Origin of the sequence: Ferrovum sp. JA12 (assembly GCF_001431705.1) — a bacterium.
Classification (GTDB): Bacteria; Pseudomonadota; Gammaproteobacteria; order Burkholderiales; family Ferrovaceae; genus PN-J185.
Genome location: NZ_LJWX01000002.1, coordinates 419,935 through 436,413, shown reverse-complemented (window position 1 = coordinate 436,413; position 16,479 = coordinate 419,935). Strand labels below are relative to the sequence as shown.

Sequence of the window (16,479 nt, the reverse complement as noted above, 5' to 3'; positions counted from 1 at the left end):
TTTTTTACTCTATTCTATAATTAATTATCAATCTGTTAACGGAGTTTTCTAAAAAACACCTATGTATAATTGGTTTACCGAAGGAGCCCAAGATTACGCCGCCTATCGCCCTCATTACCCAGAGCCAGTAGCACAATATTTAGCCTCCCTCCCTGCACAAAGATTTGTCGCAGTGGATGTAGGTTGCGGTAGCGGTCAATTTACCCAGCACTTAAAACAATACTTTGCTCTGACATTGGGTCTTGACCCCAGTTTTGAGCAACTTCAGGAAGCCTTTAAAACAAAGGGGATTTTTTATCATAATGCCCGAGCGGAACAATTACCCCTTAAGAATCAATCCGTGGATTTAATCAGTGCAGCTCAAGCGGCTCATTGGTTTGATTTAGATGTCTTTTACAAAGAGGTTAAGCGTGTACTAAAACCTGAAGCGGTGATTGCACTCATCAGTTATGGTGTACTAGAAATTAATTCGTCCGAGATCAATCAACGTGTTAAAGACTTTTATTATCATGACATGTCTTCCTATTGGCCAGCACAAAGAAAGCTTGTTGCTGAAGGGTATCAAACTATTCCCTTCCCCTTCAATGAAGTTAAAACGCCCTACTTTACGATGACTCTACAATGGGATTTGAACCAATTAATTGGCTATATTTTAACTTGGTCAGCCTGTAAACAGGCCCGTCTTCACCAACACAATGGGCTCCACCACTTTTTTCAAGAACTCACAGAGCTTTGGATTGACCCATCAGTACAATACTCAATTAGTTGGCCAGTACGTATTCGAGCAGGAAGGTTAATTGAATAAGATTCAACACAATACTCATCAATCACCAAATAGGTAATGATCACCGTTAAGTTGACAATATCGTCATAAGCCTTAATCCACGAAATTTTCAGATTCGTTTAAACGGATACTTATCATCGCAAGGAATAAGGTCTGTAACCTGAGGTTTAGGCGTGTGCTTGCGGTGTTTGGTCAGACTGCACCGCTAGGCGCAGGCCCATTGCTTTGAGAATGGCAGACAGGCTGCTAAGTACAGGATTCCCTTCTGGTGACAAGGTGCGGTAAAGTTGTGTCGTGCTCAAGTGAGCAGTTCCAGCTACGGTTTCCACCCCGCCAAAGGTTTTCGTCATTTTCTGGATCTTAATCGCAACCTTTTCCACTATCCCTGAGACACTAATCTTCAAAGTCTGAGGTATCACGTACCGCACCCTTATCAGCAGAAGTCGCAAATTTGGCATACACTTTGAGAGCAGTAGAGACTTTACGAGGTCTAGGTTTCACTGGCTTCCATCCCAACTGATTTTGTTCAATACGGCGTTGGTTTAATTCATCATCACTTACTAAAACATGAATACTACGCTGAGGGATATCGATACGAATTCGATCGCCATTTCTAACCAAACCAATTGCTCCACCTGCGGCTGCCTCAGGGGAACAATGTCCAATAGACAATCCTGATGTACCTCCGGAAAAACGTCCGTCGGTAAGTAATGCGCAGGCTTTACCTAATCCTTTTGATTTTATATAACTTGTTGGGTAAAGCATCTCTTGCATGCCAGGCCCACCCTTGGGTCCTTCATAACGAACCACCACAACATCACCTGCTTTCACTTTATCATTTAAAATATTTTCAACTGCCTCTTCTTGCGATTCCACAACATGTGCAGGGCCTTCAAATACGAGCAAACTGTCATCAACACCAGCGGTTTTTACTACACAGCCATCAAGAGCAATATTGCCACTTAATACCGCCAATCCCCCTTCACTACTAAAAGCATGCTCAACAGAACGGATACATCCTTGAGCACGATCGGTATCAAGAACAGGCCAGCGAGTATTTTGACTAAAAGCAACTTGACTTGGGATGCCAGCAGGTCCAGCTTTATAAAAGGTTTGTACTGCCTCTGATACATGCCCCATGATATCCCACTCTTTTAATGCTTCCCCCATGGTTGTTGCATGGATCGTTGGCACATCAGTATGTAATTTTCCGGCACGGTTGAGTTCAGCCAATATAGCCATAATCCCACCTGCTCGATGTACATCTTCTATGTGGTATTTATTGGTATTAGGCGCCACCTTACAAAGTTGTGGGACCACTCTAGACATACGATCAATATCTGCCATGGTAAATGGAATTTGTGCTTCTTGAGCAATGGCCAGCAAATGTAAAATGGTATTAGTAGAACCACCCATAGCGATATCTAGTGCAATAGCGTTTTCAAACGCCTTAAATCCAATTGATCGTGGAAGAACTGTATTATCTTCTTGTTCATAGTAACGCTTAGCGAGTTCTACAATATGCTGCCCCGCTCTATTGAAAAGTTGTTCACGGTCAGCATGGGTAGCAACCACCGTCCCATTTCCAGGGAAAGATAATCCCAACGCTTCTGTGAGACAGTTCATTGAATTAGCAGTGAACATACCAGAACATGATCCACAAGTTGGACAGGCAGAGCGTTCCACCTCAGCCAATTGTGCATCAGAGACTTGACTGTCAGCGGCCATCACCATAGCGTCTATTAAATCAAGTTTTTTGATTTCAACGGTATTGGTCGTTGGATTGGCAAGACGTACTCGCCCTGCTTCCATTGGACCACCTGATACAAAAATTACAGGGATGTTAAGGCGCATAGCAGCCATTAACATGCCCGGTGTAATTTTGTCGCAATTCGAAATACACACGAGAGCATCAGCACAGTGGGCGTTCACCATATATTCAACACTGTCAGCGATAAGTTCTCGACTGGGTAGACTATAGAGCATGCCATCATGGCCCATGGCAATACCATCATCCACGGCGATCGTGTTAAATTCCTTAGCCACCCCTCCTGAGCGCTCAATTTCGCGCGCCACCAATTGACCTAAATCTTTTAAATGCACATGCCCTGGGACAAATTGTGTAAAGGAGTTTGCAATGGCGATTATGGGTTTATCAAAGTCACCGTCTTTCATGCCTGTAGCGCGCCAAAGTGAACGGGCTCCAGCCATATTGCGACCATGAGTTGATGTATGGGAACGGTATTTTGGCATGGGTCTGTACTCAATTCTTAGAAATATTCAACCCTAAAAGATATCACGAAAAGTACTTCTATTGAGCATATTATTGCGAATTAGATTACTCTAGACATTGATAAGTTTAAAAGGGCCCCGGAGCTTAAATATAAAGATCTTGACCTTATTGAGTACGACCAAATAGATGGCCACGATGATCAGTAAGCCTATCACCATCAATGGGTTTACAGGTGCCATCAAAATACCCCGAGTAGATAACATCATGACGATCACTAAGTCTGTCAGTGTGCCCCAAAGCATCCAGCGTCTAGGACTTGAAGCCCAACAATGACCGCGCTCGCGAATTAAATAAAAATTACCCTGCCCTGTAGCCACCAACATCACAAAAACCAATGTTTGTAATTGTGGTAATGGCAGAGCGAAAAAGTTTTTCCCCAAAAAACAAGGTAAAAAAGAGTAACAATACAAAGCCAGCCATCATACCGCCCGTCAACATTAAATGACGAACGTTCCAGCGCTCTATTGACTTGACATAGCCCACATAATCCGTAGCGATGGACATGGTCACAAAATCATTTATAAAAAGAAATAGCATCACGAGTAATGGAGTAATAATAAAGGCCTTAATGAGAATCACTCCAATGGTCAAAAACAAAGAGATTTCTAAGGTTTTCATAATCTTATTGATCGTATAAGTGAGCATCCGCTGATATATGCGGCGACTGATTATGACGGCGTTCAGAACATCAGGTAAACCTGGGGCCGTTAACACCACTCCTGCCGAGGCACGCGCCACATCGATCGCCCCTCTCACTGCAATCCCCACATCAGCCTGACGCAGTGCCGGGGCATCATTGACGCCATCGCCGGTCATCCCCACTACGTGACCACCTTGTTGCAATAAACGAACTAAAGCGATTTTATCTTGTGGAAAAAACTGCGCGTGAATAGCAAAGTCAAGGGCCTGTTGGGGCGTCATGTTATTAATTTCACCCTGTGGCGCAAGCATAGCTGAGATACCCACTTGTTGGGCTATATATTGCGCGGTATCGGCATTGTCCCCTGTTATCATGACAACCTGAATGCCTAAACGGTGAAGCCCTGCAATTAACTGAGCAGAATCGTCACGGGGGGGATCTTGTAGCGCCACGAGTCCCACTAGGGTTAATTGATCTCGATGAGCGCCCATTGCCACAGCCAATAGGCGAGCCCCCGTTTGACCTAACTCATGAATCCACTGATCGAGGTTATCTGGCATTTCATCCAATAAGCCTGAAACAGCCTGAGGAGCGCCTTTGGCAACCCACTTTTCCTCTCTACCCCCAACGATAGCCTGCCAAACTATAGCGAGTAGAGGGTGGCCAAATCAGAGGCCATGGCGGCCCAATTAATCAATTGCGGGGAGGAAATATCGGAAAGTGTTTTCACTGTACCCAAAGTTAAATGATTTTGCGTAAGGGGATGACACGCTAGGCTCCAGCGCGTCGCACTCTCGCATTGGGGGTGATGCGAATTTCAATAAGCACTTTTTTGTGCAGGTTTACGTGCAACTGTAAAACCTGCGCCCAATAAAATCAACAACTTATTTTGTCGTGTGTCACTTTTGTGAAAGTTGCAAACCTATATAAATCAACAACTTATGCTAAAAAAACTACTCCCACTCGATTATCAACGGGCTCTGAAAACCCGTATGGATACTTGGTTTCAGATCTAAATGAATACAGTTTACCGTCTCTTTTACCGTCAAAAAAAGAGGGCTACACGTGAACTTGGCCGTTGCCCTATCTTCTACGCTGCATTTCGCCGCACTACTCATGTCAAGCGCCCTCTCCGCTCTGTTCCAGCAAGCTACGCAAGTTGCTCCGGACCGTCGTCGCGAACGTCGACGCCGACATAGCATGTAGGCGGCTCAGCGCTTCTACAACTACAGCCACATCGGCCGGCTTCGAAGGCCGCCCCGCTGTCTTGGTGAACGGACCATCCGTCTCAGTCAGCAGCCTGTCGAGCGGAATGGCGGCAACCATCGCTACATGTCGCTCATTATCCAACATAGAGGCGTTGATAGAGAAGTAGCAACCCATCTCGACAGCACGCTTCGCTTCTGCCTTGCTGCCGGTGAACCAGTGCAACACGACCCTGCCCTGACTCGGTGGCAGGTATGCCTCGATGTGATCCAGCACTGCCTTTGCCGCTCGGATGCTATGCACAGTGATGACCTTGTTACCCGCCTTGGCACAGCAACGCAGCACATGCTCGAAGACTTGCTTTTGCAGATCGAACGACTTGTAGAAACGCGGCCCCGCGTCCAATCCCACCTCGCCAACATAACGCGTCTCGGTGAGATGCGCTTCCCACAGCGGAAGCTCGCTCGCCCGTTCGGTGACAAGCTGTGGATGCAATCCGAGTGCGGCGCGCACATGTCGCGTCGCCTGAGCGAGTTCCTGGTTGCGTGACCAAGCTCTGGGCGTTGTTGTCACAGCAAGCGTGAAGACTCCTGCCTCCTCGGACTCTCGTACGATCGCCTGATGATCGGGGTACAGATCAAGATGGCAGTGGAAGTCGACGAGGCCACTTGTCGCAATCACGGATGCTCCGACATTAGCTTGGCCTCGTTTCCACGCCGTCGATAAGCTGCGCGACTTCTTTGAGACCGCGCCGATAGACATCGGCCAATTGGTCAAGCCGTGAGATCTCATCGGTCAGAGGTCCAGGTTTGTGAATGAGCAGCCTTGCCAAATCAGGTCTTCCACGCAGACGCTCGATCGCAACCTGAAACGAGCGCACCTGTTTGCCGATCGATTCACGTGTGTCTAGAGAATGAGCGCGGAGATCGGGCACGGTGTAGACAGTGGAATCACGCCCAGTTCCCCAAGCCGCGTCGAGCGCTGCGCGACGGATCAAACACGGAAGACAGTAGCCACAGTGCTCGATGCCGTGTCCTTGCCACCGGCCTTTGGAAGGTGATGAACATGACAAAGAGTCAGCAGCAAGCGTCTCTAACAGAGGGCCGTTTGCGCATGCGGACGCCATCTCGCCTTTGGTCCTATCCCAGTATGGGTTTTCGACGCGACCATCGATGCCCAGCTCGATCAGCAAGTCGTTCCATCTCGTCATGTAGAACGGGTGAGTCGTCCTCGTACTATTCGAACCCAGGCGCAAAGGGTCCAATGGGACATTGAGTGCGATCAGCCCGTTCTCCGGCACGCGCAACGCGAAATTTGAGCCAAGGCCGGTGCCAGCAAAGACCCCGAGCGCGAAGAACAGAAACGACCGACCGCGCGTCGTGCTCTCAGAACCAACGTCCTTTACCAAGCCATCCGGAAAGGCCATCCAAACCCGCAGCCGGTCAAAAGATGATCCGCTATAGTGATGTTTCAACTTGCCAAACAGTGAGTTCTGCGCATCGCTGGTTGCCCCCTCGCCCGCGTGGCTAACCAGGAGCGGCGTGCGACCGCTCTCTAAAAGATCGATGGCGCCAATCAAGCTGTCCAGTCCGCCGGAAAAGAGGCTTACCGCGTCGAAGGGCGGCGGAAGCAGCGTAGCCGGCGGCGTGGCGAGGCTGGCAAACCGTTCGGGCCGAGGTCGGAATCCCACCGTCCAACGATCCCCGGTCAAGAACCCCAATGTCCGCGTCAGCGTGAGAGCGGCAGCTTGCCAGCGATCGGGATCGCTGACCGGCACTACCAGCCTGATCTCACGCGTCCACGAATCCTGCGATTGTTCAGTTCGTGAGATTCGCGTATCGGCGGCGTGAACATGCGCCGCGAGAACGAGCAGATCAAGGCCGATCTCGGAAGGAAAAACTCCCAACGCTTTCAGGCTCGTCAGCGCGCCGCCGATGCCATGATCAAGGGACTTCTCACCGGCGACAAGCTGTAGATGCGTCACCTGTTCGTCGTCGGAGGTCGTAATCTCAATCTGATCGTCCGGGCCAAAACGGCCCGCGAGGAGTTGACGTTTCATTGGTCGGCCTCCGCATCACCAAGTGCCTGGAGGATGCCGAAGGCACGCTCATAGACTGTGTCGACGAACGATTGCACGCGATCCTGAGTCAGTGTCGGCGTCTCGGCGCGAGCTGAGGTCAGCGCATCACTCACGCCGTTGCGAATGAAATCGCGCAACTGATCCTGGACGCGAAGCGCCGCCTGCGCATCCGTGGGTGCGGTGACGAGCTTGGTCCCAATGTCGTTGCACAGACGCGCTTCGATCGCATGGGTCGCATACAGCTCGAAGACCGTCTGCATCTGGTCGGGCGTGAGCGCATCAAGGTCGGTCACACCGAGCGTGGTCAGCTCGATAATCGTCTCAATGAAGGCCTCCCTGGCGATGCCTGCATCAACAGTACCTTCACTCGGACAGATGTAGTCAGCCAACCCGACGAACACCTCATCGATTGGACGCCCCGCCAATCCATCCAGATTCAAGGAGCGCAGCGCTTCTGTAGCACCTCGTGCCTGTGCATCTGCAAGAAATCCCAGCAGCCGCGCTCCGGCTCCCCGCGATGCGCCCATGCGCTGGGCGGCATGGCGCGCACCTCCAGAAGAGGTGGAAACGTATCCCGAGACCGCACGGCCCAAGCTGGCACGATCAGTGCCCCCGGAATGTGCAAAGCGAGTGAAGTTGCCGCGTGCGGCAGTGAACCGGTTGGCATCCGCTGGCGCGGGTATTGCTGGTCGATTGGGCGGTGCCGCGGGGATGGGTGCGGGTGCTGCGGGATCGCCAGTCGGTACGCCATCGGGCGCAGGGGGTGCGGCGGGCGTAACGCCGGTGCCGTCTGCCCCGAGCCACGATGGAACCAGTGGCGTGCCTCCGCCGGGCCCTCCGTATGCAGACGATGTGCCCACTATCGGCCTCCCTTCGGCGTCTTGATCGCCGCCTCGGCGGCGACCCTCAGCATCTGGTTGTCCGTCACCTTGGACCAACCATCGAGCAGCCGACCCATGCGCGCGACCGCGTCCGCATCCTTGAGTGCACTTTGCCAACCGCCCAGAACCCACGGCCCGCACCGACTGCTGGGAAGCGCACGAAGGAAATCGATCAAGCTGCCTTGCAAGCTCGGCTGCGCTTTCACCAGCACGACCATGCCTTCGATCCCGGCGGGTTGTCTATCGAAGGCATCTCCACTCATGATCTTGGTTCGCACTGCCTCGAATAACTTCTCCGCCTCGGGCTGAGCAAGTTGTTTCAGCTCAGGCTCCAACGCCTGGACGGAGAGTTTGGGTCCGAATAGCTTCTCGGCAACCACAGCGAGATGGCCCAGCACCGACGCCGGGCCGAAGTAGTCCTTCTTGTCCTTTGTTGCGAACAGATAGGGGCGAAGATCGATCTCCGCCACCGGCGGCTGCACGCGCGCCCAAGCTAGAATGAACTGGGACGACTTCCATTCCGTGAGAATGGCACTCTCTTGGATCACTGCGGCAGCCGCCGTGACTTTGGGTTCTTTCCCGTCAGCCGCTTTCGTTTTCGTACTCGGGCTGGGTGGTGGGTTGGCGCCGTCCGCCGCACCGACCTTCTCCAACGCAGCCAAGTCCGTGCAGCGTCCCTTTGGATGCGTCACAGCAACAGTTGCGATCTGGTCAAACAGACTGGGTAAGAAGCGTTCGGCAAGCATCAGCTTCGCCAGTACCGGCAACTTGATCTCATCGCCGAAGCCGCGCGCATCTGCCGTCTTTTGCCTCAGCAGCAGCGTGTTGAGGAACCGCTTGATCTGCCGTGGGTTGCCCTTTGCGCCGCTCGCCAGAATGGGACCGATCTGATCACTGAGCATCAAGGCGTTGTGCGCCTTGCTGGCGTTTTCACCGAGCGCTGTATTCACTGCGGCGGCGTCCAATGGTGCGCTTTCCCATGGTCGCTTCAGCCGCGTCCGTGCCGCCTTAATCAGCTCCCCATACCCTGCGTCGTCCTCTCCCAGCTCCGCGCCGGCCAGCAGAAGCGTCACATAGATGCGGGTCTCGGTCTCACCCAGCGCCGGAATTCGAAACGGTATCTGGATCAGCTTCTCCAGATAGTTTCGCGCGTAGTCGCGTGGACCCGTTGTCTCCGGCAGGTCGGGGAAGTGTTTCCGCACCGCGTACTCGATCATTGCCTCGTCGGCGGCTACGACAAACGCCGTGCGTGCGGTGAACACAAACAGCCGTATCGCTTCGAGGGTCTCAATGGCCGTGTCCGGCAAACACCGATCGAGGTCGTCGATCAACACAACGAGTTGCTCAACGCCGGCATCTTTGAGCAGCTTGTCGAATGCCTTTCGAAACGCCTCCACCTCCTCCGGCACGTTCTTGGTTTCGGAAGGCTTCAAGATCGCCTTCACACCGTCGATCGCGGAGGACAGATTCTCCTTGGTGGCGATTTGGCCGGGGTTTGCGAGCACCCCTTCAAGGGTGCTCACGATAGCGCCGATCTGGTCCGGCGTCGGAATGCCTGTGAATGCGGTCAACGCGAGACCGCCCGCATTCTTCGCGACCTTCAGCCAGTCGATGCACGCGAAGACATCCTTCACCGCGCCTGCGGCTTTGGTTAGTGACGGCCGTTTCTCGACTAGGCCCGTGACTATGCCCTCGATCAGCGCGATCTTGGCATCTTCGAAACCTTGAAAGCGCCAACCATTGAACTTGAGACAGAGAACTTCGTCCTTCCCGGAAAGCCCGCCTTCGATCATCTCCAGCACACTGGATTTACCAGCACCCCAGTCGCCATGCACACCGATGGTGACGGGTCGATCAGGACGCTCACGCAGCAGGCCGATGATCGTTGTGGCGATCGCCTCGTTGTTCAGAAGATCTACCTTGGTTTCGTGGTCTGTCAGGATCATTGGCCCCCCCCTCCCTCGCATGAACGTTTCGGCAAAGCCAATAACACCGAGCGGATGGCAGCAGAGAGCGCATCACGCGGGCCTTGAAGCCTTAAAGACATCGTCATCTCGATCTGCACACCGATTCCCCGTCTACCGCGATTGCAAATATTCTTGGGATCGGTCGCCGGAAACGGGTGATCTACCAACAGCGTTTCGACACCGAAGGCCGCCATCGACTGTGCCACGACTGCCTTCAGCTCCTCGTCGAGTCCACCGATGAGCGCCTGTTGTGCCTCACCACCACAACCATGAATCGCCACAATATGGTCGCAGTTGGACAGCAACTCCAAACATCGCGGCTCGTCAAACCAGTGACTGGTCAGATGGAGCGCTGCATAGTTTCCAGAATGGCGGATACCCTCGAATAAATAGAGATTGAAATCCTCGCCGGCGATCGCACGCGCGATATCGGATGTGTACTGCTCGATGTGGCCGCCGTGCGGCACGATCACCGCCACCAATGAATCTGCCTTCGTGCGCACATAGACTCTGTAATCGGCTCCCTCAACTTGTGCTTTCGCGAGGTCGACGTAGCTCCTATAGTTGGCAGCGGAACCATTCATGTCGGCTTGATGCCCCATTTGACGAGAAAGTCGGCATCGCTAGAGATCGGCTTTGGTGCTGCCTCAGGCGTGGCAATAACAATTGGCAGCGGAGACGCGCCACCCAGGAGGATGGCCTGTCCACGAGGCAGACCAGGTAGGAATTTCAATATGTAGCCACCGCCGTGCTCCGTAGCGCTGGCTATCGATCGCTGATCCTGCTCATTTGTCAGCCTGAACACGCACCAGGTCCCGCATTGCGCCAGAACTGTGGGAGACAACTCCGATGGGCGCTGCGTGCTGACCAGCAGTGACAAGCCGAATTTTCGTCCCTCTTTCGCAAGTCGCTCGTATGCCAAGGCGTGCTGCCCTGTTTCGCTATCACCTGGCAACTGGCGCAAGTAGTGGTGAGCTTCTTCGAGAACCAGGAATGTGGGATGGGACTTGCCTGGCCCACGCTTGAACAACTCTGACGCGAAAAGCTCAAGCAACGATCCAAGCACAAATGGCATCAGATCCTGGGCGACATTGCTCATGTCGATGACATGCACTTTGAATGCCTTGTCGTCTTCAGGCGAACCAAACAACTTGTTGATCAATGTGGTGGCTTCATCGTCCAAGTTGAGCCCCGCGTTGCTTGGGGCACCACCCTCGATATCGACCACAGTCCGAAAGCGTTCGTCGTCAATTAAGCTCCGGATGCGGTTAACCAGCGACTGAATATGCCCGAATAAAAAGCTGGAGCGCTCGTAGCCACTTTTAGTCTTCTGGATCGCGTACCAATCGGATGCAAGGCACGACAGCGCACGCATGTGCGGCCATGCCTTTGCTTCGGTAAGCTTGGCCGGATCGCGCAGCCTAGAAATAACGTCCGTTGCATCCGACGCGTCGCCCCCACGGCAATCGTCGAACAGACTGATCTTTTCGCCGATGAGCCCGGCTCCTTCTGCATCCGTTTGAAGATATTTGAGTCGATCGATGGAGAACCGCAGTGCTGGCATTTGTGTCTTCTCGCTTGGCAGGAGAAGGCGTCCGAGCCCATGGCGACCAAGCGCGAAATACGGGATTCGCAAGAACTCCGCCTTCCCGTCATAGTCGTTATTAGCCTTTTCCTTCGTGCCGACTACCGAAATACGAAGCCCATCGTCCTGTATGTGCGAGAACGCATTCGCGTATTCGCCATTGATGTCGAAGATCACGATGCGGGGGTGCGTCAGCCTGTTGAGCAAGGTCTGCGTCAGTGACGCAACGAAGTTTGTCTTCCCTTGGCCAGTCGATCCCAACACGGCCAAGTGCCGCCCCAACAGCGTGGAAAGAGGGACTTCCACAGGAACCATGCCGGTGCGTGCATCATGTCCCAGCAGAATGGCCGCCTCCCCTTCAGGAACGGCAACGGTCGCGAGCTGCTCGACGCGGGTCAGCGGGAACGCGGCCGCTCCGAGCGCAGGGAGTCGCCATTCATGCGCTGAAAATGACATCCTCGCTGCGTCTCTGCTGAGGTATCCGACGCTACGCGCGCTGATCTGACGCAATGGCTCTTCGTAACCGTACATCCCTCCGACGCCAGCACTGTGTGCATGTTTCGGCTCCGCATACTGAATGGATGTAATGCGTGCCACGATCACGTCGGAGCCCGCGTCGATGCCGATAAAATCGCTGGGTTGCCCGATGAACGAAATTCCATCTGCATGCGCGGCAACTTGGCCACGATGATCGTCGTTAATATTCAACGTGATCTCGGTGCCGTTTACAGCCACCACATAGCCGATGGGAAGCCTACTAGTCAGCATGGCGATTTCTCAAACGGCGCCGGCCGCACTCGGCGGCGGCACTGCGGGCACCACGCCACTGTGGGCAACTTCCTCGAACAATCGCATGAGCTTTCGCGCCTGTTCAGTGCGATCATCCAGCAACGCTGGTGCGGGAATGTCCTCAACGAGCTTGTCAAAGTATGCGTCCTTGTCAGACCCAACCAGCGTCACTTGCGGCAGCGCCAGTTCATGCAATCGCCGTACAAACTCGTGCCCTGCTGTCGTCGGTGTTGCCAGTGCAGCCTCTAATTCTGGTAAATACACGATCATGTGTAGCGTTGGGTTCTGCAATGCAGAAAGTAGCACCCTGTTTAGGTGCTCGTCGCCAAACGAATAGCCGGACACCATGATGCATGTCTGGTTGCGTGACAGAAACTCGCTGAACTTCCGGATCAACTCGGCATATACGTAGCCGGTCGTGTGGACATATTTCGCCGCGCTCGGATAGATCATCAATCCAGGGGATTCCAGCGGCTTGGTGGACTTTAGGAACTCATCAATGCGCAATTTTGCGTAGTCCGCTGGAATCTCCCTGACGCGCTGCGCGCCCTCCGACAACCATGTCAGCGAGCCGTGCAGCTTGACTAGGTAGCAGTTGTAGACGCCGAATCGCGCTTCGCCGCGCCCGAGATTGTTTCGAAAACCAAGGTCGAAGTTATGCGCCGCGAAGGTGCGGTTGTGGAGCCCGGAAAACCCGTTGAGTACGAGCAGCCCAAGCGATTCGGCCGCCCACTCGATAGCCAAATCGTAATTTGTGGTGAACAGCCACGGAGCACCTTGCCCAGGCTGACGATTTCCGACCAACTTGATCAGTAACCGACGGTGATCGATTAGTTTGCTATCGTACATTGGTGCATCGGGTGACTTCCAGAAGTCTTCCGACAACTTCACGCCGTTGAGTACCGCGCGATACAAATTGTGTTGATGCTCCTTCAGTGAATCGATTTCAGCCTGAACACGTTTTCCCCGCTTCCATTCGATCAGCGCTGTTTCGATCGAATCGAACTTGTATTCAATATTGACTTTAGCCGCATCCGCATCCTCTTCTGGCGTGATGAAATAATTTGCTAGGAAATACGCGTAGGAATCAGTGTAGTCAGATTTGAAGGATTCCCATATGGCCTTGACCATCTTTCCGCCGGCGGACAACGAGCAGCCAGAACCGAGAAAGACGCCGACATTCTCCAAGCGTGCCGCACTGGCAATGTGCGCCTTCAACTCTTTGATGTCAGTAATTTCCTTCCCACCGCGGTACGCCTTCATATTTCCTCCTTATTGCGTATTATCTGATTTTGCTCGCACGCGAGTTTTTTTGGCTAAGCCTTCTTTTCTGCACCTGAGATCGGATGCACGTAGATGAGGCCCTTTGTTTGCGCCGCTTTCACCTTGCGATCTATCATGTCGCGAAGGTTCAAGTGTCCTTCCAACACCAAGATCAAATCTTCACCATCGACGAAGAGTGTCTGGATTTCTTTTCCCAGAATGAGGCTGCGGACGACTTCAGCACTGAAACCGTTGACAGAAATGAACAAACCACGCCCATAGAGCTTGCCGGCCACCTTGCCAGCGAACTGGTACACCGGTTCATTGCTTGCTGACTTGTCCTGCCATTTGGCTTCGATGAGGTAGTGCTCTCCATCGAACTTCACGGCACCATCGATCTGTTCACCAGCCACGCGAAATGCCTCTGTCGTCTCTAGACGGGAAAGCCGAGCAAGTTCGGCCAGAATGCGCTCCAACGCATAACCGCGCTGTTGTCGCGAAGTCTTGTTAGCCAGCAGGTCAAGATATTCAGTCCGTAGTTCATCCAGTGTGGCTGTCGCCTGTTGGCGCGCTGCGTCGTTAGTCGCTCGGCGCTCTCGATCCGCCTTGATCTTTGCGTCGCGGATTTCCTGCAACTGCCGTAAGTGCTCAAGATTTTTATTCGCTGCCGCGCGGTCTAACTTGCGAAGTTTGTCGAAGTAATACGGGTCGAAGTGCGACCATGCCAGCAGCGACTGCAGCATGGCGCGAAACGGCCCAAGCCCGTTGTCGGGACGCGCGTTCAGCGTATCGAAGAGCACGTCAATGATCTCGTGCCGCTTGAGGCCACTCTCACCTTCGATTTGCAGGCTACTCACTTCGGCCTTCGTGCATCCGTGCTTCTCAAAAAAGCCGACGATGTCCTTGCGCGGCCAGAACAAGGACAAGATGCAGTCTTTCATGCACCCCTTGATGTCGGCAGGGAAACCCGTCTCGTTCCCCCTCATCAGCCAATCCTACCAAGGAGTTGGTCGATCACGTCGCTTGCTTGGCGCTGACGCAGCGCTCTTGCCTCGCGCTGCTCGGGTTCGTCGCTCTCGCCAAGTTCGAACTTGGCGACCGACACTGGGCCATCCTTGCGATAGCCCTCAGTCTTGTCGTCCTGTGCGAAGCGATTGCGCAGGATCGCCAGCGCGGCCTGAATCACGGCACCATGCTTGCCGCCACGCTCCTTGCGGAAGCTTTCGGCGACCGCGCCCATGCCCTCGGGCGCATGTTCGATGCAATAGATCAGGTCGTGTGCATCCTTGCGTTCGAAGCGCTGGTCAAACGCAAACGACTTCAAGCAAGTGAAGCTGACCAGATTGGCGTGCTTGATCTTCTCGGTCGCGACGCCGTTTCCGCCCAGCAGCTCGGCTTGAATCTCGGTGACCTGGTGGAGGTCAAAGACGATGGACGAGTGCGGGATGTTGAGCGCCGAGATCGTGCCCTCTGTCGGTAGCGGCTGTACCTTGCCGCCGGCGATGTCCGGCGCGTCGGCGAGCAGTTCGAGCACCATCAGTGCGCCGTGTTCGGTGCGGGTCTGCCAACGCCACGAGAGTTTTTGCTTCTTTTCGTTCTCAGCGCGCTCGAAACCCATTTTCTTGAGGTTGTCCTCCAGCGTGTGATACGCCTCGGTGTCGGCCAGGATTTGCAGGTCGATCACGATGTCAACGTCCAGAGTGCCCGCGTGTGCGGGCACGATGGGCGGTCGTGCGGCCACCAGATACCTTGGTGTAAGGCCGCCGACCAAATACACGGAGTCCTTCCACGGACCCAACCCGCGCAACAGCGTCACCAGGACGCGTTCGCAATCGATCGTGTACTGGTCGCTGTAGCCGTCGAAGGTTGCGGGCTTGGCCATTAGAAACCGATCCTTTCTTTGCGCAGATGCTCGGCCATTTCCTTGGTGCGGCCTTCGCCACGCAGCAGATCGAGGTAGACTTGGATAGGGCTGGCCAGCCAGATACCGCCAACTCGCTCGCGGAACAGCAGCTCGCCAGGGGACTTCGCTTCGATGATCGCGAGATTTGCACCTTCATTGACCACACGTGCGCCGAGTTCGCCGATGGCGGCATCGGCGGCAGTGCCGACCAGCACGCGGCAGCGCACTTGGGACACACTGGAAAGGAACGGTGCGTATCGCTGTGCAGCAGCTTCGTGGCTGATCGCGTACCCGACCTCATGGGTGGCGAAGACCTGCTCGATGTGCTCCAGCAGGGTGTCCGCTTTCATGGAGGGGACGTAGTAGCGGCGCAGCGCGGGGGGGCGAATGGAAGCGAGCTGCTTCACCCAAGCATCCAGTAGCGCCGCAGGCTCTCTGAGGTGACGCTCTTTGCTGGGGCCTTGCCCACGCGACACCAACCAGTCGAAGCGCTCCAGTTCCGTCAGCACCTGCGAGGCAGTTGCCGGCGACACCAAAGCTTGCTCGGCGAGTTCCTTGCCGCCGAACCAATCCTGATGACGCATCAGCAGGGTGTGCAGCACCTGCGCGCGCCGCCCGGAAAACAGGGATCGCACTGACTTTGACAGGGTCTTGGGTGGCGGCTTGTCGATGTAGAGAAAGGCGCCCGGCGCAGGCAGATACAAGCTGCCGCCGCTGTCGTAGTAGCCGACGCGTTCATCCCTGAGCAGTTCCTTGGCGCCCGGAGAGATCGACTCGGCGATCAGAAGCGATAGCGCCTCGTCGCCACTCTGCCCTTTGGGCCTGTTGTGACTGATTTCCCTGAATTGCCACAGAACCTGACGTACATCTCTCGGGTAGACGGCTTTTTTCGCTTCGATCAGCAAGATGAAGGGCTTGCCGGCGACCCTCAGGTCGATCTGGGCGTCGTGTCTGCTGTCACTAGCTAATCCGGCAGGCTCCCGGTGATCCAGTTCGGCGTGCACATCCGGCAGTGCCCGAAGGGTGTCGAGGAACTGTTCAATCAACTGTCGTTCGGTTGTAAGCGATTCAGGCATCATGGCTTATGT

Annotated in this window: 15 protein-coding genes; 2 read left to right on the top strand and 13 right to left on the bottom strand. The window is 54.3% G+C overall.

The window, feature by feature from the left end; translation table 11 throughout:
• Window positions 1–61 precede the first annotated feature (61 nt).
• A complete protein-coding gene (locus FERRO_RS07170) occupies window positions 62–805 on the top strand; it encodes a class I SAM-dependent methyltransferase (protein WP_056930196.1) in 744 nt (247 codons plus the stop codon).
• A gap of 146 nt (window positions 806–951) precedes the next feature.
• Here FERRO_RS07170 and FERRO_RS07165 read toward each other — a convergent pair whose 3' ends face one another.
• Window positions 952–1,203 carry a helix-turn-helix domain-containing transcriptional regulator gene (locus tag FERRO_RS07165; protein WP_204374794.1) on the bottom strand — a complete coding sequence of 84 codons (252 nt, stop codon included), beginning with the start codon at window positions 1,201–1,203 and terminating at the stop codon, window positions 952–954.
• Entirely contained in the window at window positions 1,178–3,037 is a 1,860-nt protein-coding gene (ilvD, locus tag FERRO_RS07160; protein WP_056930194.1) for a dihydroxy-acid dehydratase, read from the bottom strand. Before ilvD ends, FERRO_RS07165 begins: the two co-directional genes overlap by 26 nt.
• Before the next feature lie 166 nt (window positions 3,038–3,203).
• Here ilvD and FERRO_RS10200 point away from each other — a divergent pair, with 166 nt between their 5' ends.
• On the top strand, window positions 3,204–3,350 hold the full coding sequence (locus FERRO_RS10200; protein ID WP_160318119.1) for a hypothetical protein: 147 nt from the start codon (window positions 3,204–3,206) through the stop codon (window positions 3,348–3,350).
• Window positions 3,351–3,374: 24 nt separating this feature from the next.
• Here FERRO_RS10200 and FERRO_RS07150 read toward each other — a convergent pair whose 3' ends face one another.
• The 11 genes from FERRO_RS07150 to FERRO_RS07100 all read right to left on the bottom strand — a co-directional run bounded on the left by FERRO_RS07150 (window position 3,375) and on the right by FERRO_RS07100 (window position 16,470).
• Window positions 3,375–4,349, bottom strand: a complete 975-nt coding sequence (locus FERRO_RS07150; protein WP_275044312.1) for an HAD-IC family P-type ATPase — start codon at window positions 4,347–4,349, stop codon at window positions 3,375–3,377.
• Window positions 4,350–4,836: 487 nt separating this feature from the next.
• A complete protein-coding gene (gene qatD / locus FERRO_RS07145; RefSeq protein WP_056930191.1) occupies window positions 4,837–5,604 on the bottom strand; it encodes a Qat anti-phage system TatD family nuclease QatD in 768 nt (255 codons plus the stop codon).
• 13 nt (window positions 5,605–5,617) lie between these two features.
• Window positions 5,618–6,982 carry a Qat anti-phage system QueC-like protein QatC gene (qatC, locus tag FERRO_RS07140; protein WP_056930190.1) on the bottom strand — a complete coding sequence of 455 codons (1,365 nt, stop codon included), beginning with the start codon at window positions 6,980–6,982 and terminating at the stop codon, window positions 5,618–5,620.
• Window positions 6,979–7,863 (bottom strand): Qat anti-phage system associated protein QatB, encoded by an 885-nt coding sequence (qatB, locus tag FERRO_RS10560; RefSeq protein ID WP_056930189.1) that lies wholly within the window; start codon window positions 7,861–7,863, stop codon window positions 6,979–6,981. The genes qatC and qatB overlap by 4 nt, the downstream gene beginning before the upstream one ends.
• A complete protein-coding gene (gene qatA, locus FERRO_RS07130) occupies window positions 7,863–9,830 on the bottom strand; it encodes a Qat anti-phage system ATPase QatA (RefSeq protein WP_056930188.1) in 1,968 nt (655 codons plus the stop codon). The genes qatB and qatA overlap by 1 nt, the downstream gene beginning before the upstream one ends.
• Window positions 9,827–10,435 (bottom strand): poly-gamma-glutamate hydrolase family protein, encoded by a 609-nt coding sequence (locus FERRO_RS07125; protein ID WP_056930187.1) that lies wholly within the window; start codon window positions 10,433–10,435, stop codon window positions 9,827–9,829. Before FERRO_RS07125 ends, qatA begins: the two co-directional genes overlap by 4 nt.
• Window positions 10,432–12,204 carry an ATP-binding protein gene (locus FERRO_RS07120; protein WP_056930186.1) on the bottom strand — a complete coding sequence of 591 codons (1,773 nt, stop codon included), beginning with the start codon at window positions 12,202–12,204 and terminating at the stop codon, window positions 10,432–10,434. Before FERRO_RS07120 ends, FERRO_RS07125 begins: the two co-directional genes overlap by 4 nt.
• A 9-nt stretch (window positions 12,205–12,213) precedes the next feature.
• Window positions 12,214–13,488 carry an SIR2 family anti-phage-associated protein gene (locus tag FERRO_RS07115; protein WP_056930185.1) on the bottom strand — a complete coding sequence of 425 codons (1,275 nt, stop codon included), beginning with the start codon at window positions 13,486–13,488 and terminating at the stop codon, window positions 12,214–12,216.
• 53 nt (window positions 13,489–13,541) lie between these two features.
• On the bottom strand, window positions 13,542–14,474 hold the full coding sequence (locus FERRO_RS07110; protein WP_056930184.1) for a restriction endonuclease: 933 nt from the start codon (window positions 14,472–14,474) through the stop codon (window positions 13,542–13,544).
• Window positions 14,474–15,370, bottom strand: a complete 897-nt coding sequence (locus tag FERRO_RS07105) for a hypothetical protein (RefSeq protein ID WP_056930183.1) — start codon at window positions 15,368–15,370, stop codon at window positions 14,474–14,476. Before FERRO_RS07105 ends, FERRO_RS07110 begins: the two co-directional genes overlap by 1 nt.
• A complete protein-coding gene (locus tag FERRO_RS07100) occupies window positions 15,370–16,470 on the bottom strand; it encodes a type IV toxin-antitoxin system AbiEi family antitoxin (RefSeq protein ID WP_239683489.1) in 1,101 nt (366 codons plus the stop codon). Before FERRO_RS07100 ends, FERRO_RS07105 begins: the two co-directional genes overlap by 1 nt.
• Between the last annotated feature and the right edge of the window lie 9 nt (window positions 16,471–16,479).